This window comes from Vannielia sp. SX4 (assembly GCF_052828525.1).
On sequence record NZ_CM128247.1, the window covers coordinates 1,403,807 to 1,424,640 of the forward strand.

18 protein-coding genes are annotated in these 20,834 nt (G+C 66.5%); 7 read left to right on the forward strand and 11 right to left on the reverse strand.

Features of this window, described 5'->3' with window-relative positions:
* The first annotated feature begins 204 nt into the window (after positions 1–204).
* Entirely contained in the window at positions 205–1,134 is a 930-nt protein-coding gene (locus ACUXVX_RS07055) for a LacI family DNA-binding transcriptional regulator (protein ID WP_446310968.1), read from the forward strand.
* Here ACUXVX_RS07055 and ACUXVX_RS07060 read toward each other — a convergent pair.
* From ACUXVX_RS07060 to ACUXVX_RS07110, 11 genes are all read right to left on the reverse strand, one after another.
* A complete protein-coding gene (locus tag ACUXVX_RS07060) occupies positions 1,131–2,714 on the reverse strand; it encodes a metallophosphoesterase family protein (RefSeq protein ID WP_446310969.1) in 1,584 nt (527 codons plus the stop codon). The genes ACUXVX_RS07055 and ACUXVX_RS07060 overlap by 4 nt on opposite strands.
* Complete coding sequence (locus tag ACUXVX_RS07065; RefSeq protein WP_446310970.1) at positions 2,711–3,361, reverse strand: dual specificity protein phosphatase family protein; 651 nt, start codon at positions 3,359–3,361, stop codon at positions 2,711–2,713. The genes ACUXVX_RS07060 and ACUXVX_RS07065 overlap by 4 nt, the downstream gene beginning before the upstream one ends.
* Positions 3,358–4,203: an inositol monophosphatase family protein gene (locus ACUXVX_RS07070; protein WP_446310971.1), complete on the reverse strand. Its 846-nt coding sequence runs from the start codon at positions 4,201–4,203 to the stop codon at positions 3,358–3,360. Before ACUXVX_RS07070 ends, ACUXVX_RS07065 begins: the two co-directional genes overlap by 4 nt.
* A 67-nt stretch (positions 4,204–4,270) precedes the next feature.
* On the reverse strand, positions 4,271–5,143 hold the full coding sequence (locus tag ACUXVX_RS07075; RefSeq protein WP_446310972.1) for an inositol monophosphatase family protein: 873 nt from the start codon (positions 5,141–5,143) through the stop codon (positions 4,271–4,273).
* Between the two features lie 67 nt (positions 5,144–5,210).
* The gene (locus tag ACUXVX_RS07080; protein WP_446310973.1) at positions 5,211–6,335 is read right to left on the reverse strand and encodes an ABC transporter substrate-binding protein; all 1,125 of its coding nucleotides are present in this window, start codon (positions 6,333–6,335) and stop codon (positions 5,211–5,213) included.
* 56 nt (positions 6,336–6,391) lie between these two features.
* A complete protein-coding gene (locus tag ACUXVX_RS07085) occupies positions 6,392–7,504 on the reverse strand; it encodes an ABC transporter substrate-binding protein (RefSeq protein WP_446310974.1) in 1,113 nt (370 codons plus the stop codon).
* Between the two features lie 62 nt (positions 7,505–7,566).
* Complete coding sequence (locus tag ACUXVX_RS07090; protein ID WP_446310975.1) at positions 7,567–8,694, reverse strand: ABC transporter substrate-binding protein; 1,128 nt, start codon at positions 8,692–8,694, stop codon at positions 7,567–7,569.
* 27 nt (positions 8,695–8,721) lie between these two features.
* Complete coding sequence (locus ACUXVX_RS07095) at positions 8,722–9,840, reverse strand: ABC transporter ATP-binding protein (RefSeq protein WP_446310976.1); 1,119 nt, start codon at positions 9,838–9,840, stop codon at positions 8,722–8,724.
* Positions 9,841–9,843: 3 nt separating this feature from the next.
* Positions 9,844–11,676 (reverse strand): ABC transporter permease, encoded by a 1,833-nt coding sequence (locus ACUXVX_RS07100; RefSeq protein ID WP_446310977.1) that lies wholly within the window; start codon positions 11,674–11,676, stop codon positions 9,844–9,846.
* A 732-nt stretch (positions 11,677–12,408) separates the two neighbouring features.
* On the reverse strand, positions 12,409–12,738 hold the full coding sequence (locus tag ACUXVX_RS07105; RefSeq protein ID WP_446310978.1) for an ATP-binding cassette domain-containing protein: 330 nt from the start codon (positions 12,736–12,738) through the stop codon (positions 12,409–12,411).
* A gap of 301 nt (positions 12,739–13,039) precedes the next feature.
* Entirely contained in the window at positions 13,040–14,494 is a 1,455-nt protein-coding gene (locus ACUXVX_RS07110; protein ID WP_446310979.1) for a sulfatase-like hydrolase/transferase, read from the reverse strand.
* Between the two features lie 133 nt (positions 14,495–14,627).
* On the opposite strand from ACUXVX_RS07110, the gene ACUXVX_RS07115 reads away from it, so the two are divergent.
* The 6 genes from ACUXVX_RS07115 (at position 14,628) to ACUXVX_RS07140 (ending at position 20,668) form a co-directional block, all read left to right on the forward strand.
* Positions 14,628–15,542: a Bug family tripartite tricarboxylate transporter substrate binding protein gene (locus ACUXVX_RS07115; protein WP_446310980.1), complete on the forward strand. Its 915-nt coding sequence runs from the start codon at positions 14,628–14,630 to the stop codon at positions 15,540–15,542.
* Positions 15,543–15,605: 63 nt separating this feature from the next.
* Positions 15,606–16,079 carry a tripartite tricarboxylate transporter TctB family protein gene (locus ACUXVX_RS07120; RefSeq protein WP_446310981.1) on the forward strand — a complete coding sequence of 158 codons (474 nt, stop codon included), beginning with the start codon at positions 15,606–15,608 and terminating at the stop codon, positions 16,077–16,079.
* Between the two features lie 3 nt (positions 16,080–16,082).
* On the forward strand, positions 16,083–17,573 hold the full coding sequence (locus tag ACUXVX_RS07125) for a tripartite tricarboxylate transporter permease (RefSeq protein WP_446310982.1): 1,491 nt from the start codon (positions 16,083–16,085) through the stop codon (positions 17,571–17,573).
* On the forward strand, positions 17,570–18,268 hold the full coding sequence (locus tag ACUXVX_RS07130; protein WP_446310983.1) for a FadR/GntR family transcriptional regulator: 699 nt from the start codon (positions 17,570–17,572) through the stop codon (positions 18,266–18,268). Before ACUXVX_RS07125 ends, ACUXVX_RS07130 begins: the two co-directional genes overlap by 4 nt.
* 10 nt (positions 18,269–18,278) lie before the next feature.
* On the forward strand, positions 18,279–19,736 hold the full coding sequence (locus ACUXVX_RS07135) for a sulfatase family protein (protein ID WP_446310984.1): 1,458 nt from the start codon (positions 18,279–18,281) through the stop codon (positions 19,734–19,736).
* On the forward strand, positions 19,727–20,668 hold the full coding sequence (locus tag ACUXVX_RS07140; RefSeq protein ID WP_446310985.1) for an SUMF1/EgtB/PvdO family nonheme iron enzyme: 942 nt from the start codon (positions 19,727–19,729) through the stop codon (positions 20,666–20,668). Before ACUXVX_RS07135 ends, ACUXVX_RS07140 begins: the two co-directional genes overlap by 10 nt.
* Positions 20,669–20,834: the final 166 nt, after the last annotated feature.

Genomic DNA, 20,834 nt, shown 5'->3' on the forward strand with positions numbered 1-20,834 from the left:
TCCCTCTGCCGTGGCAGCCGGCCCCTCGTCTGGGGCAGCTTTTCCTTGAGCCCGGCCAGACAAGCCACTAGGCTTTCGAATGAAAATTTGTGCAACTGATTGCAAGGGCTGTGCATGAGCGGAGCTGTCCCCCCCAGAGGCGACCGGGCGTCCTATGTGAGCGCCAACGAGGTAGCGGAACGTGCGGGGGTCTCGCGGTCGGCCGTGTCCCGTACCTTCTCGGGGGCCGGAAGCGTTGCCCCCGCGACCCGGCGCAAGGTGCTGAAGGCCGCTGAAGAACTGGGATATCACGCCAATCTTCTGGCCCGGGGCCTTGTGGGCGAGCCCTCCAAGATCGTCTGCCTGATCGCGGCCGATGTCGGCCAGCCCTATCATGCCGCGATGATCGACAAGGTCACCCGCCAGCTGCAGGATCACAGCAAGGTGTCGATGATCATCAACACAGGCGGTGACGAGGACAGTGTCAGCCAGGCTTTGCGGCAAAGTCTGCAATACCGTGCAGAGGCCTCGGTGGTGCTCAGCGGCTCTCCCTCGGCGAAACTGGTGCAGAGCTGCCTCGCCAACGGGCAGCGGGTGGTCCTGGTGAACCGGACCGACGACGCGGAAGGTGTCGAGCGGATCTGGATCGACAACCGCAATGCGTGCCGCGAGGCGCTGGCCTTGCTGCGCCGCGCGGGCTGTTCGCGGCTGGCCTGCGTGTCCTCGCAGGCGCGGACCCCGTCGATGATGATGCGCGAGACCGCCTTCACCGAGGCCGCCGACGAGGTTGGCGTCAAGGTCGATGTCACGCGGATCGGACCCACCAACTACGACACCGGCCTGGAGGCGGCGCGCGTGCTGCTCGGCCGGTCGGAGCCGCCGGACGGGGTGTTCTGCGTCACCGATCTGCTGGCCTTCGGGTTCATGGACGGTGCCCGCAACATCTTCGGAGCCGATATTCCGGGCGATCTCTGCGTGATCGGCTTCGACGACGTGCCGCAGGCACGCTGGTCGGCCTACGAGCTCACCACCTTCCGGCAACCGATGGACGAGATGGCAAGGCGTATCGCCGATATCCTGACGTCCGAGTCCAGCGGCAGCACCTCCGCCTTCGAAGCTCTGCCGGTCTGGCGCAAGACTGTGCGGATGGGTTAGCACGGTGCGGGCACCGCGCTCGGCTGGTCCAGGGCGGCGCGGGTGTTGTCCGCGCCTGTGAGGAGGTGGCCCAGGGTCTCGAAGAAGACGGCAAGAATTCCCGCCTCGGAGCCGGCAGCGGCGTCGTTGTCTCCACAGGCCCGGGCCAGCTCGGCATAGAGCGCGCGACGCTCCGAGCCGATCCCCGAGGCACTGCCGCCCCCGGCCTCCCGCAGGCGATACCAGTCGACGAAGACCTCGGCGAAGGCGATGTCGGGCAGGTCGCGCGCCTGCGGGGAAAGCCGGGCGATCACCTCGGGCAACCGCGCCTCGCGCACAATCGGGTGCATTCGGGCGGGCCAATCCTCCTTCAGGCGGCGCTGTAGCACGATCTGCCGAAAATGCCGCGACAGGAAATCGGGGTAATCCGCGGCGCCAATGGCCGAGGCGTCGCGACCGGTGCGGGCGACTTCGGCGGCATAGCGGCCGAACCAGGCGTCGTAGCCGGGCACGCGGGTCACGGCCCGGTCGCTGACGCGGGCGCTCTCCGCGTCGAGATTGAGGCATTTCCAGCCGGCGGGAAAGGCCACGGTGGACGGCACCGAGATGTTCACGAGCTGTCCGACCGGGGCAGGGGCCGTGGCGCTCACATGCCAGTGCCCGCTGAAGTGCAGCCCGATCCCGGTTTCGGCGATGGCGGTGGCGACCTCGCTCCGCGGCATCTGCCGCGCACCTGCCCGCGAGGAGGGGAGCCGCGCCAGCCGCTCGGTGCAGCCGTGGAACACGTCGGTCACCGGGTAGTGGGAAAAGGCGATCAGCCGTTTGCCCCGGGCATTTGCCCGGGCGGCGACGTCGCGCATCCAGCCCTGCAGATAGGGCTTGTGCTGCAGGGTCGCGTTCCAGCCTTCCTTGCTGCAATCGACATAGCCTCCGGCGCCGTCGGGAAGATAGACATTCGCGTCGATCGACAGCAGCCACAGCCCCTCGACCGGCTCGACGAGATAGGACAGGTCGCAGACATAGGCGCTGTCTCCCCGTGCCGAGGTGATGCGCGCCTCGCGGGTGCCCAGGTCCGGCGACGTGCCGAACGGGGTTTCCCAGTGCAGGTCTGCCGGCTGCGGGCGGTAGCCCAGCGACGCCGCGTAGACGATGGCCTCGTCGTAGCTGACCATCCGCATCCCGCGCCAGGGCAGAGCCCCGGGCCGGCGCGGAATGCTCATCCCTGCAACCTCCTCGACCTTGCCATCGGGCCCGACAAAGCCTTTCGCGAGGGGTTTGCCCGTCATCGACCACTGGTCGTGGTTGCCCGGCGTGGCGAAGAAGCGGATGCCGTGCTGGCGCGTGTAGCCGTCGAGCAGCTCCGACACCGCCTTCCAGCTGCCAGGCTGCCCGTCATCGGTCAGGTCTCCGACGATGAGGCAGAGCGTGATGCCCTCGGCCGCCACCGCATCGAGTGCAGTCCGAAAGGCCGGCCTGCTTTCGTTGAAAGCGCGTGTGGATGCCATGGAATCCGCGAAGGACCGCACAAGCGGCGTCCCCTCGGTCGGCCCGGCATCGATATTGTGCAGATGCGGATCGGCGAGAACGGCGATGCGGGTCATGTCGCTGGACCGGCCTCCTTTGGCCGCGGGTCGCTGTGCGAAATCCGGTCGATCCAGTCCGAGGCGGCGCTCGCGGCATCCACCAACACCTGTTTCGGCGCCTCGAACCACTCGTCCGGCCGCAGCTCCCGGCGCAGGCGGACATGGTGCAGGGCGGCGTCCAATGTCGGGTATTGATCGGGCATCTGCTTGTGGAGCAGCAGCGACACCAGCGCGACCGACCGGCTGCGCCCGCCCCGGCAATTAACCAGCACGTTGCCGCGCTCGCGCAGCGGGTAGGAGGCCCGCTCCGGCAGGATCTGCGACAGTGCGCCAAGGAGCTGGTAGTAGCCGGCCAGCATCATCGTCTGGGCATTGCCAGCCCCGTCGACGAGACCGAGCTTGTAGTAGCGGTAGGGACCGAACCCGTAGGTCAGGTGCGCGTCGTCCATCTCGGGGTCGGGGGTCGCGACGAGGTTCACATCGAGATTGACGGCGCAGTTCAGCACCGTGGTGATCCCGTGCTCGCGCAGGAGGTCCGGGTTCGACATCGCCTCGCGTCCGCCGATGTAGATGGCCACGCCGTAGGGCTCCAGACGGTCCTCGATCAGGCTGATGTCGGGGCGGTCGTAGCGGGGGGCGTTCTTCAGCGGGCTTACATCGTTCATGCGATCATCCTTGCGCGGTCGGTCTGGTTCGAGGGCGGTGCCAGGGGGATGCCGGTGGCCGCACTGGTCTCGGCCGCGAGCGCGGGCACCACGGCCAGAACTGCACCGCCCTGGCTTAGTCCATCCTCCGGCATGGCGCTGATCCGGCCGCCTGCCTCCTCGACCAACAGCAGACCGGCCAGGCAGTCCCAGGCGTTCATGTGCAACTCGGCGTAGCCGTCGGAGCGGCCGTCGGCCACATAGGCGAGCCCGAGTGCGCCGGAGGCGGAGCGGCGCACGTTGGCGCCGTGGTCCAGCAGCCGGTTGAGGGTCGAAAGATAGTCCTGCTGGGCCCGGCGGTTGTTCCAGCCGAGTTCGAGGCAGGCGGCGGAAAAACTGCGGGTGTCGGCAACGTGGATCGCCTCGCCGTTGCAGGTGGCGCCCATGCCGCGCCGCGCGAACCACAGCTCGTCGGTCGCGGGCGCGTAGATGGCGCCGATCTCGGTGATGCCGTTGCGGACATAGGCGACCGAGATGCAGAAGTGCGGAATGCCACGGGCAAAGTTGGCGGTTCCGTCGATCGGGTCCACCACCCAGACCGACCGCCCGGTGACCGTGCCGCCTGTCTCTTCGCCCAGGAAGTCGTCGCCGGGCAGGGCGTCGGCGAGCCGCGATTTCAGGTGTGCCTCGACGGCGGCATCGGTCTCGGTCAGAAAGTCCTGCGATCCCTTCATGGTGATCTCGTCGGTGCCGCGTCGGCGGAACCCGTCCAGCGCGATCAGGCCGGCGCTCCGGACTAGGGACAGGCAGATGTCGGCGCGTTCGGCGATCTGCCGGTCCTCGGGTTTGGTGTCTTGGCTCATGCAGGGAAGGCTCCGTTCAATGGCCGGCGCGCAGGTCTCGGCTCGGGGATCTGGATGGGGTGCTGGGTTATGGGGCAGGGGCAGGGGCGGCCGCGGCGGCACGACGCCGCGCGTCGATGGCATCGGCGACCCGGTCGAGGGTGGGGTAATGCCCGCCGCGGCCGGCGGCCACATATCCCGGGCAGTGGTGCGCGGGCGCGGTGTCGGGCAGCTTGCCGAGCGTCAGCGGGCGATAGCTGCCCCCGGCGCGCTCCAGAATCAGGATCGCGGCGGTCACGTCCCAGGCGCTCACGCCGAAGCCGGCGGCGGCATCGACCCAGCCGGCCGCGACGTGGCACAGGCTGAGGGCCGCACTGCCGGGGCGGCGCAGGGTCGAGAAGGCAGAGACGAGCTCGCCAAGACCGGCAAGCGCGGCCTCGCGCCCCTCCGCCCGAAAATCGCGCTGGACGGGGTAGCCGGTGATCAGCAGGGCATGGGCCTCGTCGCGGGCGTCGGGGCAGCGGAGCGGTGCGCCGTTCAGCCAGGCGCCGTCGCGATCGGCCGAAAAAAGGGTGTCTGCGACCGGATCATAGACGGCCCCGGCGACGATCTCGCCGTGTACCACGGCGCCGATCGAGACACACCAGAACGCAAGCCCGGCCGCGAAGTTGGAGGTACCGTCGATCGGATCGACGAACCATTTGACCGGTCCCTCGCCAACCTCGCCGCCTTCCTCGCCGACGATCGCCGAGCTGGGCACGCGGGCAAGAAGCTCCTCGCGGATGACCGCTTCGGTGTGCCGGTCATGGACGGTCACCGGATCATGCAAGTCAACCTTGTAGTCCACGGTCATCCCGGAGCGGAAGGCCGAGGTCAGCGGCGTCCCGGCGGCGCGCGCGACGGTTTCTGCCACCTCGCGCAGTCGGGCGGGCGATGGAATGGCGGGGTCGGTGTGGGTCATGCGGTCGTTTTCCTTGGTTGTAAGTCGCTCCGGACCGCGTGGGCCCGGAGCCAGGCCGCCGGGGAGGTCAGCGGCTGTAGTGGATGCGCCAGAAGTCCTGCCAGTCCTGGCGTGAGTCCCAGTCCTCGATCCCGGTGGTGGAATTGTAGGCAAGCAGGTTGTCCCAGAGTGCGACGATGCCCGAGGGCTCGTCGTCGGGCATCGCGATGGTGGTGTTGGTCGGCACCTTGCCGTCGACCATCTGCGGCGCGATGCCTTCTTCGGTCAGCACGTAGTGCACGAACAGCCTGGCGGCGTTGGGGCTGTCGGTGCCAGCCGCGATCAGCGCGAGCTTCGAGTAGGTCCAGCCGACCCAGGGGGTCAGCGTGTCGCAGATCGCCATCGCATGGCCCTTGTCCGCCACGTCGCGGAACTTGGCGGAGGACATGAGGCCGAAGAACGGCTCGGTCTGGCCGGGGGCGCCCACAGCGGCGGAGGTGTTGTCGTCCCCCTCGGTCACCAGCGGCGCGTTTTCCGCCATCGCCGCGACCCAGGCCTTGGTGGCGCTGTCGAACTCGGTTTCCAGCGGCTTGCCGTAGTGCGCCTCGTAGGCCTTTCGCACGGCGTCGTCGTGGTGGCTCTCCATCTGGCTGAACCAGTCGGTGTAGCTGGACTTCGAAAGCGGGTCGATCATGGCGAACCGCTTGGACCATTCCGGGTCGGTCAGGGCCCAGATGTTGTCGACCGGGCAGCTGTCATGCACCTCGGTGTTGTAGGCGAAGACATTTGCGTTGGTCGTTACCGTCAGCGGGTCATGGTAGGTGGTGGGGATCACGTCTGCCATGTCCGGCGGCAGCCAGCTCACGACAAAGCCCTCGGGCAGCAGCTGTGACAGCGCCGCCGGTGCATCGGTGATCATTAGCACGTCGCCCTGGACGTTGTCGGCCTGGTACTCGCGGATCACCATCTCGAGCTGGGCGGTGGCGCTGACCTTCTGGCCGATCGCCTCCAGCCCGTACTTGGCGGCGAAGTTCTCCGCCATCGACACGATCTTGCCGGTGCTGTCATAGACGGTCAGCGGCGGTTCGGCCCGGGCCGCCTCGGTCAACGCCTCGAGGTCGAAGGTTTCGGCAAGCGCCACGCAGGGCAGGCAGGCCGAGGCGGTCAGTGTCAGCGCCATGGTCACGGCCCGTGGGGTCATAATCGTATGCATTTCCTGGTCTCCTCCAATGGGGGCGGCCGGGCGGGTCATCCGCCCGGCCGAGTGGTTCAGCGGTCGTAGTGCACGCGCCAGAAATCCTGCCAATCCTGCCGGGTTTCGTAGTCATCGGCGGCGGAGGCCATTTCGTAGGTCAGCAACCGGTCCCAGACGGCGCCGATGCCCGAGGGCTCGTCGGCGGGCAGATCGACCTGGGTGTTCGCCGAGCGTTTGCCATCGTCAGCTTGGGGCGCGATGCCCTCGGCCGTCATCACGTAGTGGATGAACAGCTTGGCCGCGTTCGGGCTGTCGCTGCCCGCCGCGATCAGGCCGACGCCCGCGTTGGTGAACCCGATCCACGGCTTGATGTCGGCGCACAGACCGAGCTTGAAGTCGGAGTCGGCGTTGTCGCGGTATTTCGCGGAGCTCATCAGGCCCATGAAGCCCTCCGACTGGCCGGGCGCGCCCACGGCTTCGGCCGCGTTGCTGTCGGACCCGCCCAGCAGCGGAGCATTGGCGGCCAGCATCGCGACCCATTGCTCGGTCGCGCTCCGGGAGGAGCGGTCGATCTCCTGGCCGAAGAACTCCTTGTAGGCCTCCGCGAGGGCGTCGTCTCCGTAGGTCTGCATCTGGTTGAACCAGTCAGTGTAGACCGACTTGTTCAACGGGTCCTGCATCGCCACCTTGCCGCGCCATTCCGACTGGGTCATCTCCCACAGGTTGGAGACCGGGCAACTGTCGTAGAGCTCGGTGTTGTAGGTCCAGACGTTGGCCATGGTCACCACCACCAACGGGTCGCGATAGCCCGGCACGATCACGTCGGCCAGGTCGGGCGGCACCCAGCTGACGGCAAAGCCGTTGGGCAGCAGCTCCGCGATGGCCGCGGGCGCATCGGAGATGATCGAAACGTCACCCTGCACGTTGCCCGCCTGGGCCTCGCGGGCCATCATCTCGAGCTGGGCGTGGGCTTTGACCTTCTGGCCCACGGCCTCGACCCCGTACTTGGCCGAGAAGTTCTCGGCCATCGTGGTGATCTTGCCGGTGCTGTCGAACACGGCCAAGGGCGGTTCGGCCCGTGCCGCCTCGATCAGCGCGTCGAGGTTGAAATCCTCCGCCTGTGCGCCGGCCGCGCTGGCGATGCACAGCGCAAGGGCCGTGGTGGATCTCCCGATCAGTGTATTCATCTCTCTCTTTCCTCCCTTTGAGATGTGAGCCCGGCCCGCTCCTCCTGAGGGCCGGAAGGTGACTACCTGCTGTAGTGAATGCGCCAGAAGTCCTGCCACTCCTGTCGCTTGTCGAAGTCGTCTGCGGCGGTGGACGTGTCGTAGACCATCAGCTGGTCCATGACGGCGGCCACGCCGGAGGCTTCCTCGGGGTGGGGCGACACGGCGCTGTTGGTCGAGGTCTTGCCGTCGACCGCCATCGCCTCGATGCCTTCCGCGGTCATCATGTAATGCACGAAGAGTTTGGCCGCGTTCGGGCTCTTGGTCTTGGTCGCCATCATCGCGAGGCCCGGATAGAGCCACCCGGAGAAAGGCTGCATGTCGGCGCAGATGCCCACCGCGGTTTCGCCGCTCGCGTTGGAGCGGTACTTAGCGGTCGAGGTGATGCCGAAGAACGGTTCGGCCTGACCTACGGCGCCGATGGCCTCGGTAACCGAGGTGCTGTCGCCCAGAAGCGGCGCATTGGCGGCATACATGCGCACCCACTGCTTCGTGGCGCTTTCCTCCGAAACGTCGATTTCGGTTCCGAAATGCGCCCGGTAGGCTTCTGCCATCGCGGCATCGTGGTGGGTTTCAAGCTGGTTGAACCAATCGGCGTAGTTGGGCTTTACCAGCGGGTCCAGCATGGCGACCTTGCCCGCCCACTTCGGCTCGGTCAGCTCCCAGACATTCGAGACGGGGCAGGTTTCGTGGACCTCGGTCGAGTAGGACCAGACCGCGGGGTCCCATGCCATCACCAGCGGGTCCTGCTGGCCTTCGGGGATGTTTGCGGCCAGATCCGGCGGCACCCAGCTTGTCAGGATCCCTTCGGGGATGAGCTGAGCTATGATCGAGCCGCCATCGGCCGCGAGGCTGAGATCGCCTACGATGTTGTCCGACTGGAATTCGCGGATCAGAAGGTCGATCTGGTCGGCCTCGTTGACCTTCTTGCCGGTGGCCTCGACCCCGTAGCGCGCAGTGAAGGCCTCCGCCGTGCCCACGATCTTGCCGGTCACAGCATAGACGGTGATCGACGGCTCGGCCCTTGCCGCCTCGATCAGGGCATCAAGGTCGAAGGCCGCCTCCTGCGCCTGCGCCGCGCCGCCAAGGCCGATGCCGAGGCACAGGGCGGCAAGCCCCATCGCGGTGGTTGTCCGGTGTCTGCCGTTCATGTCGTTTTCCTCCCTAAGAACGATGTGTCAGGCCGCGGCCTTCGCGAGGACCTCGTCGGCCTCGAAGATGCGGTCGCCGTTGAGATCGAAGACGTTCAGAGCGGGGGCAGGGACGCGAAACCACATCCGGTCGCCCTCGCGCACGCTGGGCGCGATGTGGGTATTCATGAAGACCGTCTCTTCGCCGGACTCCAGCTCGATGATCCAGCTCCCGCCGGTGGGCAGAATTGCCGCCACCTTCGCCGGGGCGCCAAAGTCTCCCTCGGCCAGATTGTCCTTTGCGGGCACCAGCGAGATCGCCTCGGGACGGATGCCGACCGAGCCGATCCCGGAGATTTCGGGATGGCGCATCGACATGAACCGCTTTGCGCCCGTCACCAGCTCGCCTGTCTGATCGAACTCGAGAATGTTGATCGGCGGCGAGCCGACGAACTCGGCGACAAAACGGTTGGCGGGGCGCTCGTAGATGTCGTCGGGCTTGCCCAGCTGTTGCAGGGTGCCCTCGTTCATCACAGCGATTGTGTCGGCCAGGGTCATCGCCTCCCACTGGTCATGGGTCACGAAGACGATGGTGGTCGAAAACTGGGAATGGATGCGCTTCAACTCGGCGCGCATCTCCAGCCGCAGCCGGGCATCGAGGTTGGAGAGCGGCTCGTCGAGCAGCAGCACTTCGGGGTTGACCGCCAGCATCCGCGCCAGCGCGACTCGCTGCTGCTGCCCGCCCGACAGCTGCGACGGGTAGCGCTTGCCATACTTGCCGATCCCCAGCGCCTCCATCACCTCGGCGGTGCGCTTCTGGCGCTCGGCCTTGGCGACCTTGCGGAGCTTGAGGCCGAACTCGACGTTCTGCTCGATGGTCAGGTGCGGCCAGAGTGCGTAACTCTGGAACACCAGCCCCATGCCCCTCTTCTCAGGCGCGATGAAGGTTGCTGTCTCGGGGCAATCGACGATGCGTGCGCCCACCGCCAGCTCGCCGCTCGACAGGTTCTCGAGCCCGGCGATCATCCGCAGCGTGGTGGTCTTGCCGCAGCCCGAAGGGCCCAGCAGGCAGAGGAACTCCCCGTCCGCCACTTCGAGATCCAGGTGATGGATCGCCTCGTAGGCGCCGTAGCACTTTTTGACGTTCTTCAACGTAATTCCCGGCATGGCTTATCCTCCCAGGCCTTCGGCAAGGTTTGTCTTTGTGAGTTTCTGTGCGGCGAGGGTGCCGAAGTAGGCCAGCCCAGCCACGATCAGGACCACCGCGTTGGCGGCCTGCGTGTAGTTGTAGTCGACCAGCCGCAGCGAATAGGTGGTCAGCACGTCGGTCGAGGGCACGGCCAGCACCACGAAGAGGCTGAGGCCCTTGATTCCCGAGATGAACGGCAGCAGCACGCCGGTGACCAGCGATCCCTTCTGGATCGGCACCACGATGCGGGTCATCCGGTGAAACCAGCCGGAGCCGGCGACCTGTGCGGCCTCTTCGGGCTCCTTGCCGAGCTGCATCATTGCCGAGATCCCGGCGCGCGAGGCATAGGGCATCTGGTCGGCGATCAGCGCCAGGATCAGGATTGCCATCGTCCCGTAGAGCGCCGGGATCGGGCCGCGCTGCACCGCGAAGAGCGAGAGGTAGGCGGCAGCAAAGGCAATGCCTGGCACCAGATAGGGAAAGAAGGTGACCTGCCGCAGGAACACGCCCAGCGGCCTGAGCGGCGTGCGCACCACCGCGTAGCCCACCAGCAGCCCCAGCATCCCCGAGACGACCGAGGCGGAGCCGACGATCCACAGCGTGTTCCAGGCAGCGTTCCACAGCTCCGGGGTCAGCAGGATGCCCTGTTGCAGCGCGACGGTGTCGAGATTGGTGCCGAGCCAGTAGTCGAGCGTGAAGTTGTCCCAGGTAAAGCGCGCCGGAACATGCATGACGGTCGAGAGGAACAGGGTCAGAACCGGCAGCCCGACGCTGATGCAGAAGATGAAGGCGGCAAAACCCGTGGCGGGCAGACGCATCCGGCGCAGCCGCGACAGCCTGTTCATCGAGCCTTTGGAGCCCACTGTGACGAACTTGCGGGCCTCGCGCACCAGGTAGGCGTCGATCAGAAGGGTCAGGATGCCGAGGATCATGATCGAGGCGGCCAGCACGCCTGCCACGCCGGTCTGGCGCGAGCCGAGATTGCGGTAGAGCGAGGTTGCGAGCACATCGAACTTGACCGGCAGGCCGAGCACGTAGGCCACGCCGAACTCCCCGAGGCACTTGGCGAAAATGAGCACCACGGCCGAGATCAGCGCGGGCTTCATCAGTGGCAGCACGATCGACCAGGCAATGCGGCCCCGGCTGGCGCCCAGCATCCGCGCGCTGTCCTCGAGCTGGCTGTCGAAGCGGCGCAGAGCGCTGCCAAACAGCAGGATGATGAAGGGCGTGTAGTGCAGCGCGAGGATGATCGTGATCGGCACCTGCCCGTAGGCCAGCCAGTCGGGCGGGGTGAGGCCCATCGCCTCGAGCCAGCCCTGCTGGCCACCGACGGTGCGGTTCTTGAAAAGGGTGGTCCAGGCCAGGGCAAAGGTCCAGGCCGGGAGCATGTAGGGCACGATCAGGGCGGTGGCGAACCAGCGCCGGGCAAACATGTCGGTGCGGCTGATGAGCCAGGCGAGGATGCCGCCGATCACCAGCGAGATCCCGATCGCGCCGAAGGCAACGCTGAGGGTGTTCCTGAGTGGCTCCCAGAACATGTCCTGGGCGATGGGCGACAGGAAGGTGCGGTGGAGGTAGTAGACGGTCCAGCTCCCGACCTCGCCATCGGTGCGGCGGGTGTCGCCGAACTGGGTCTGCACTGCGTCCAGCAGGATCGAGATGATCGGAACGACGATCAGGTACGTGAAGAGCGCCGCCATCAGCAGCCCGATCACTGTGGTCGGCTCGCGCATGGCGATCCGGGTCCGGTACTTCAGCCTGGCGACAGCGCCGGAGCGGAGAGGGGCATCGGAAGGCTCGGACGCACCACTCATGCCGCGATCCTTCGGGTTGCAAGACTGTACAACATGTCAATGTGGATCATCTGGCTCCTCCCGTCTCCATCCATATATCCTCCAGTTTTTCCGAGCTCCGGTGCATGCACCCACTTGCAATGCACTCTGAAAACCCCGCCCTCGTAAGTGCGTAACTTGCAAGAGAGTGCTGTTTAGCGAACGATGTCAAACGAATTGTTTGAGTTTGATGATAGTAAGTGCAACAGAGAAATCTAGATTTATACAATATAAACAGCAGCTTATTAAAAAGATATCTTAGTTTGTTTGGAAAATATGAACATATGTGCAAACAGGCCTTGGGTGGACCTCAGTCGCCAATGTTCGTACGTGGAATGTCGATTCTCGCGACTCGTAGTCGAGCCCCATATCCGAGCGGATCGGTGATCTGCTCCTGCGACCGGCCGTGTTTAAGCCGCACAACCACCGCGTCGCGAAACTCGTCCAGGGGTGCACCGATCCTAATTGCCTAAAACTTAACATGGGCACTACGATATCCGCGCGGTTCAGCGACACGACTCCTAGTCCGGTATCGAAGGGATCGCTCAGTATCCGCCGGGTCATGTCGAGGCTGCGCGGCCCGGAGGTGACGAGCCGGCCACCCTTCAGTCCGAAGATCCGGCGGGCATAGCGGGCCGTCGCGGCGAGGTCGTGCATCACGCTCACGGCTGCGCTGCCCCGGCCCGCGCTGCGAAATCGCCCGCAGCCGCGCCATCAGGTTACAAACATGGCGCGGGTCGAGCGCGGCAAGGGGTTGTCGAGCACCAGCCACGAGGATTGCTGCGCCCAGACTATGGCGACAAAGGCCCGTTGGCGCTGGCGGCGCGAAAGCGTGTCGATCTGTCGGTCCGCCAGCGCCTCGAGCTCGAACTGCGCCAGCGCGCGGGTCACCACGTGCCGGTCACCCGCTGAAGGCCGTCCCCGGGGCCATGTCCAGCGTCCGAACTGCACGAGGTCCGCCACCGTCAGCCGCGCCGTCTCTTGGTCGTTCTGCATCATCAGCGCCAGCAGCCGTGCTCGCTCCAGCGGCGTGAGAGTGGCCACGTCGCGCCCCTCCACCGGCAGCAGTCTGGCGATGGCATGGAGCAGCGTCGACTGCGATACCCCGGCTCTTCGCTGTCCAGCTTGCGCATGGTGCTAGCCAAGCCCAGCCTGGCGGAGGAGGCGTTTTCTTCGCGCATCTGGCGGTCGGTAGCTTCGGCGCTCTCGGTTGAGACGGGTATGCGCTGACCCTAACGGGCCCGGTCATGGCCAACCCGTGGCGGGCCCATCCGGCGGGCCCGGCGTCGTCCGGCGAGGGAAGGGGGCTTGGGGTGCTCGGCCCGCGCGGACCTACACAGAAGACTCAGTCGAGGTAGCGGTTTCGCTCGGGCCGCGGGTCGCGCCAGCGCAGGCGTTCGGGCGGGCGCGTCGCGCCGACCCAGCTTCGGAGGATGGCGTTGCGCTGCTGTGAGATGGCCTGTGCCTGCGCGATTGCGTTCGGGTTCCAGCCCCGGCGTAGCTCGACGCCAAGTTCCATCACCAAGTCGGGCCGCGCGTGCGACAGGTCCGAGAGCTCGTCGGGGTCGTCTTCGAGGTCGAAGAGCTGCGGCGCGTGGCCGTCGTACCAGCAGAGCTTGTATCGCCCGGCGCGCAGCATCCTGTGGCGCTGGGAGCCGATACGAATGTTCATGAGTCCGCCGTAGTAGCTCGAGGTCGCGCTGTTTTCCCAGCCCTCACGAAGTGACAGATCGCGCCCGGCGTGGCCGGGCAGGGCGGGCGCCCCGGCGCGGGCAAGGAGGGTTGCCGAAAAATCGAGCAGGCTGGTGACGCGGTCGTCCTCCGTGCCCGCCTCGATGCCTGGCCCGGCCATGATCAGCGGCACCTTCGCGCTGTCGTCATGGAAGGTGCTCTTCCACCAGAGCCCGCGCTCACCAAGGGCTTCGCCGTGATCGGACAGGTAGATGACGATGGTGTCGTCCCGGCCTTCCACGCGGCGCAGCACGCGTCCGGCCAGCCGGTCGATCATCCGGACCAGCCCGTAGTAGGCTGTTCGGCTCCGCATTGCTGCATCCTGCGGCACCGCATCGACCCCACCCGCCTCGGCCCATTCGGCGAGCGCCGGGTGGCGGGCTGGGGGCGCAGACAGGCGGGGCGGGCCGACATGGGGCGCGACGGCATGATAATCGTCCGGCGCGGCGATATAGGGCGGGTGGGGGCAGAACAGGCTGACCAGCGCGAAGAAGGGCGTGCCGCGACCGTCGCGCCGGGCGAGCATCTCCTCCAGTTCGCGCTCGGCGGTCTCGGTCACTGCGTGGTCGTAAGCCTGGTAGGAGGTCTCGCCGATCCCCGAGCCGGGCAGCTCCGGCCCGCGGTTGCCTCGGGCGTCGGTGAGCGGGCCGATGGCGGGCGCGCCGGCGCCGGGCCAGCCCGGGCCGATATCTCCTATGGGCCGGTCGGCGAAACCGTGGTGCTGGTCGGGCCCGTAAAAATGCATCCGCCCGATGAGCCGGGTGTCGTAGCCCGCCGCGCCCAGGGCGTGCGCGATAGTGGGGATGTCCGAGGGCAGGAAGTCATCATTGCTGAGCACGCCGGAGACGTGCGGCTCCAGTCCTGTCAAAAAGGCCATCCGCGACGGCACGCAGAGCGGGGCGGGGCAGTAGGCGTTGGTAAAGCGCGTGCCCCGCGCGGCCAGGGCATCAAGGGCCGGAGTCTGTGCCGCGGGGTCGCCCGCGCAGCCAAGCGCCCGGGCGGCGTGTTGGTCTGTCATCACCAGCACGATGTTGGGCTTGTCGCTGTATCCTACGGTTGGTCTGGACAATTCGAGTTACACCTCCTATTGGTTGGTCCAATATTGCAAGTTTTCACGCGAACGCAATGAGGGAGGAATGAATATGTTGCGGATTTCGAGGGGAATCGCGGTGATTGCCGGGCTCTGTGCCACGACTTTGGTCATGCCGGTTGGACCAATTGGGGCAAGCAAAGCGGCGGCGCAGGAATTTCCGGCCAAGCCGATCGAGGTGATCGTGCCGTTCAAGCCCGGCGGCAGAACCGACGTGGTGGCCCGGCTTATCGGCGAGAAGATTCAGGAAGAAGGGCTGCTGAGCCAGCCGATGGCGGTGGTCAATGCCGATGGCGGGGCCGGGGCCAACGCGGTGAACCGGATGCGCCGGGGCGACGAGGATGGCCATACCATCGTGCATTGGCACCACCAGGCCCTGATCGCGATGGCGATGGAGCTGGGCGACTTCGGCCTCGAGGACTTCAAGTCGATCGGCTACACCGGCGGCGGCAGCCCGGTCTGGGTGGTGCGCGAGGACAGCGAGTTCGACACGCTGGATGAACTGATCGCCCACCTCAAGGAAAACCCGCGCGGGCTGGTCGAGGCCGTTGGTATTGGCACCATCCCGCATTTCGTGGGCGCCATGCTGGCCAACGAGGCCGGCTTCGAGACGCGATATGTCACCGCTAACTCCGGTGCCGACCGGCTGCGGTTGGTGCTGGGCGGCAATGCGGACATCGCGCTCTTCGCGGCCTCAGAATACCTCGCGCAGGGCGAAGGGCTGAAGGCGCTTGTCTACTTCGGCCGCGAGCGGCTGCCCGACCTGCCAGACGTGCCTACCGCGATGGAGCTGGGCTACGACGTGAGCTGGGCCAACCCCAACTGGTGGCTCGCTCCCGCCTCGACGCCCGACGAGCACGTCGCGGCGCTTTCGGCGGCGCTGGAGGCGGCGATCAACGATTCGGAGATCGTCGAGTACTTCCAGAACAACACCCTCCAGCCCTACTGGACGCCCGGCGATGAGGCAATGTCGGACGCCCAGAAGCAGCTTGAAGCGCTTCAGGCCGTGGCTGCCACGATCAACTGATCCTCTCGCCGGCGGGCCCCTCCGCCCGCCGGCAACCACTTTCTCGCGAGGAGACCGACCGCCATGCGCGAGGCGACACGCCAAAACATCGCAGACATCATTCTCGCCGCGCTGGTCGTTGCAGGGGCGGTGCTTCTCTTCATCGGCGCGGCCGAATTGCCGCCGCCGCGCTTCGAGCCGCTGGGCTCTGCCGCGCTGCCGCGAATCCTGGGCGCGCTTCTTATCTTCTTCGCCGTGGTCCTGACGCTGCGCGCCATGCTCCGAATCCGTGCGGGCACCCTGCGAGATGAAGCCGCCTCGCGCGCCAATCCGCGCCGCGGTGCGCTGGTCTTCGCGGCGCTGGTGCTCTACGTCGCCGCGCTGGATCTCGGCCGCGTGCCCTTCGTGCCCGCCACAACGGCCTTCGTCACGGTCACCGGGATGGTGATCGGCGCGCGAAGCTGGGTGAACCTGGCCGTCTTCGCCGCTCTGGGGCTGGTGCTCTCGCTGGCGATCTCGACCGTGCTCGAACGTTTTCTCTACATCTCGATCGGCTGACGGATGCTCGACGCCTTCTTCCTCCTCTTCGAATGGCAGAACCTTCTGTTCCTCTGCGTGGGCACCGCGCTGGGCATCGTCGTGGGGGCGATCCCGGGGCTGACCGCCTCGATGCTGATCGCGCTGACGCTGCCGCTAACCTTCCACATGGACCCAGTGAGCGCCGTAACCCTGTTGATCGGCGAATACGTCGGCGGCATCTCGGGCGGGCTGATCACCGCCATCCTTTTGCGCATGCCGGGCACGCCGGCCTCCATCGTCACCACCTTCGACGGCTACCCCATGGCGCAGAACGGCTTTGCCGAGCGGGCGCTTGCGCTCGGCATCATGGCCTCGGTCGTGGGCGGCATCATCTCCTGGGGCTTCCTTGCGGGCATGTCACCGGCTCTGGCGCGCTTTGCCCTGCAGTTCGGGCCCTGGGAGTATTTCACGCTGGTGCTGATGGCGTTGGTAATGCTGGCGGTGCTCAGCCAGGGCTCGATGATCAAGGGCCTCATGGCGGCGGCGCTGGGCATGGCCTTCGCCCTGCCGGGGATCGACAGTTCCATCGGCCAAGCGCGGCTGACTTTCGGCTCCAGTTCGCTTCTGGCGGGCTTCGGCCTGCTGCCGGTTCTTATCGGCGCCTTCGCGATCAGCCAGATCCTGCGCGACGCGGCCACGCCGCAGCAGGGCGGAAGCATGGACATGCCCAATCGGAAGCTGCCGATCTACCGGCGCGACTTCGGCTACTGGCCCAAGCTGTTACGCGGCTCGGTCATCGGCACCTGGATCGGCCTCCTGCCGGGCATCGGCGCCAACATCGCCGCGCTGGTCAGCTACTCCACCGAGAAGCAGCTCTCGAAGGAGCCCGAGAAGTTCGGCACCGGGCACGAGCCCGGGGTCGTGGCCGCCGAGAGCGCCAACAACGCCTCGATCGGCGGCGCGCTCATTCCGCTCATCACCATGGGCATTCCCGGCTCTGTGACCGAGGCGATCCTGATCGGCGCGCTGACCATCCACAACCTGCAGCCGGGGCCGCTGCTGTTCCAGAACGCGCCGGAAATCGCCTATGGCATCATCGCCGCCTACCTCGTGGCGAACGTGCTGATGCTGATGCTGATGTGGGGCGCGGTGCGTTACATCGCCCGCATCGTGCAACTGCCGCGCTCGGGGCTGATGGCGGTGATCCTCGTCTTCTGCGTCACCGGATCCTATGCGGTGAACTCCAGTTTCACCGATGTCTGGGTGATGATCGGATTCGGTGTGATCGGGCTGGGGCTAGAATACTGCCGTGTGCCGCTCGGCCCCTTTGTCATCGGCTTCGTGCTGTCGCCCATCGCCGAAGAGCAGCTCCGGGCCTCGCTGATGATGTCGGATGGCAACGTGCTGGAGATTTTCGCCCGGCCCTACGCGCTGGTCTTCCTTGCTCTCGCCGTGGTGACCGTGGTTTGGCCCACCATCGCCGCGCGTCTGGGGGCACGGGCGCGGGCCAAGCAAGCGGAGGATGCGTCATGAACTTTCTCAACCTGCCCGGTGGCAGCCGCCGGTATCTGGAGATCGCCCGCCGCCTCGCCGGAGAGATCGAGGGCGGCAAATACGCCGCGGGAGAGCGCCTGCCGCCCGAGCGCGAGCTGGCGCAGGTGCTGGATGTGAGCCGCACCACCGTGCGGGAGGCGCTGCTGGCATTGGAGATCATGCAGATGATCGAGATCCGCGTCGGCTCGGGCGTTTTCGTGCGCGACGAGGCCAGCCGCGGCCCCGCGCCCGCCTACGAGCCCGATGCCGCCCCGCCCTCCGACGTGCTCGCCGCGCGCCGGTTGATCGAGGGCGAAACCGCCGCTCTCGCCGCCACCCATGCCACGCCCGAGCAGATCGCGCTGATGGCCCGAACCAACGATGAACTGGCCGCCAATATCGACAACGTCGCCGCCTTCGATGCCGCCGACGCTCGCTTTCATGACCTGATCGCACAGGCGGCGGGCAATGACGTGATGGCCGGGTTCGTCGGCCACCTCTGGCGGATGCGCGAAAGCGAGATGTGGGCCTTCTGGTACGACCAGACCCGCCACCCCGACAACCGCCGCCGCTCGGCCGAGGATCACCGCTTGATCCTGCGCGCCATCGAACGCGGCGCCTCCGACGCCGCCCGCACTGCGATGCAGAGCCACCTCGACGTGCTGGCCGATCGTTTCTACGCACTCAAACTCTGAAGGCCCCCCAATGACCGCACCGAAGCCCGACATCGTCTTCATCATCACCGATCAGCAGCGATACGATACCATCGCCGCACTGGGGGCGTCTCACATGGACACGCCAAATATCGACCGGCTGGTGGACAATGGCGTCAGCTTTGAGCAGTGCCATGTCACGGCGCCCTCCTGCGTGCCCTGCCGCGCCTCGCTCTTCACCGGGTATTACCCGCACACCAACGGCGTGCTGGCCAACGGGCAACCCTGGAGCAAAACATGGGTGAGCGATCTGGCGAAGGCTGGCTACCACTGCGTGAACATCGGGAAGATGCATACAATTCCCTATGACGCGAAGGCCGGATTTCACGAGCGCTATGTGGTGGAGAACAAGGACCGCTACATGGAGGGCCGCTGGTTCTTCGACGAGTGGGACAAAGCGCTGGCGTCCCACGGCCTCAAGAAGCAGCAGCGCGAGACCTACCGCGAGCGCCCCGACTACAAGGACCGGTTGGGCGCCTTCACTTGGGATCTGCCGCCCGCGCTGCAGTCCGACAACTTCATCGGCGAGACAACCAAATGGTGGCTGGAAACCAAGCCGGTCGAGAAGCCGCTCTTCCTGACGGTCGGCTTTCCCGGCCCGCACCCGCCCTACGACCCAACGCCAGAGATGGCCGAGAAATACATGGCCCGTGACGTGCCGGTGCCTGATGTATCCGACGAGGAACTGGCCGCACTTGCGGGCCCCTGGGTTGCCAAGCGCGAGCACGACGTGGAGGTCGATCACGACAGCGTCGCCTGGAAGCTGAAGCCCACGCCCGAGGAGCTGAAGCGGATGCGGGCCTATTACTATGCCAACATGGAGATGATAGACACGCAGGTGGGCAACATCCTCGCTGCGCTGGAGGCGCGCGGGAACATGGAGAACACCATCGTCATTTTCACCTCGGATCACGGCGACAACCTTGGCGACCACGGGCTCAGCCAGAAGTGGGCCCCCTATGACGAGGTGACCCGCGTGCCGATGATCGTCTCGGCACCGGGCCGTTTTGCCGGGGGCCGCAGGGTGGAGGAGATGGTGCAGCTCTTCGATCTCGCACCGACCATTCTGGAATGGGCTGGCGTCGAGCCCGATCCGAGCTTCGAGGCGATCTCGCTCAATCCGGCGCTGGAGGGCGCGCCCTTCGCCGGGCGGGATCACGTGTTCTGCGAGCAGGCAGGCGACGTGAACATGACCGGTGCGAGCTACCTGACGATGGTGCGCTCGAAGACCCACAAGCTGGTGCATTTCCGCGGCTCGGGCGAGGGCCAGCTTTTCGATCTTGTGGCCGATCCGGGCGAGCGCGTGAACCTCTGGGACGACCCGGACCATGCCGCCGAGAAACAGGCGCTGCTGGCAGAGCTTCTCGAGTTCCACATCGAGAGCACGGTGAAGACCCGGAACGCGCGCCACCTCATCGTTTCGCCGCCGGGCGAGGAAGCGTGGCAGTAAAAGGCTGCTGCGTTCCGGCCCGGCCTGCGGGCGAGGCTTCGGCCCCCGCCGGGCATGCCGGCGCGCCATGCGAGCTCAGCTTCGAGACCGCCGAGATCCCCGGCGGGCGGCCGATCCTCGGCACCGCCCACCCGCGCATCGCGCTGGATGGCGAGGGGCTGCGCAAGGCGCGCCCGCTTAGGCCCTTCCGCATCGGCGTCACAACCGTCACCAACGCCGAGTTTGCCGCCTTCGTCGAGGCGACCGGCTATGTCACCGAGGCCGAGCGCATCGGCTGGTCCTTCGTCTTCTGGTCCGAGGTGCCCGAGGCGCTGGGCGCCACGCGCGGGGTGGTGGGCACCGAGTGGTGGCGGCAGGTCGAGGGGGCCGACTGGCGGCGGATCAACGGACCCGGCACAGAGAGCGAATGGCGCCCAGATCACCCTGCGGTGCAGGTGAGCTGGGCCGACGCCTGTGCCTTCGCTGCCTGGGCCGGGGGCCGCCTTCCGACAGAGGCCGAATGGGAGCACGCCGCGCGCGGCGGGGCAGGGGATGTGACCTACCCCTGGGGCGACGAAGACCCGGATGATACCGGCCACTTTCCCTGCAACATCTGGCAGGGCAGATTCCCCGACACCAATACCGCCGCCGACGGCTACAGCGCCACCGCGCCGGCGCGAAGCTTCGCGCCAAACGGCTACGGGCTGTTCAACACGATGGGCAACGTCTGGGAATGGACGGCAGACCTCTACCGTATCTCCTCGCTGAAAAAGGCCGCCCGCGCCCGCGCATACCAGATGAAGGGTAACCGTGTCGCCAAGGGCGGCTCATACCTCTGCCACCGCTCCTACTGCTGGCGCTACCGCATTGCCGCCCGCTCCGGCAATTCGCCTGACAGCACCACGCCGCACATGGGGTTTCGCGTTGTTTTCGAGAATTCCGAAACCTATTAATGTGCGCCGCGACTGGTTGTCAGGACCGGCGGGCAGTGACTGTGGGGACAAACCGCTGGATCTTCCTTGGCACGGAAACTGCAGAAACGTGCCTGGCGCGAAAGCGATGTAGTTCGGGCAAAGCGGACGTTCACGTTACGGTTGACCCAAGTCGCCCACTACAAAT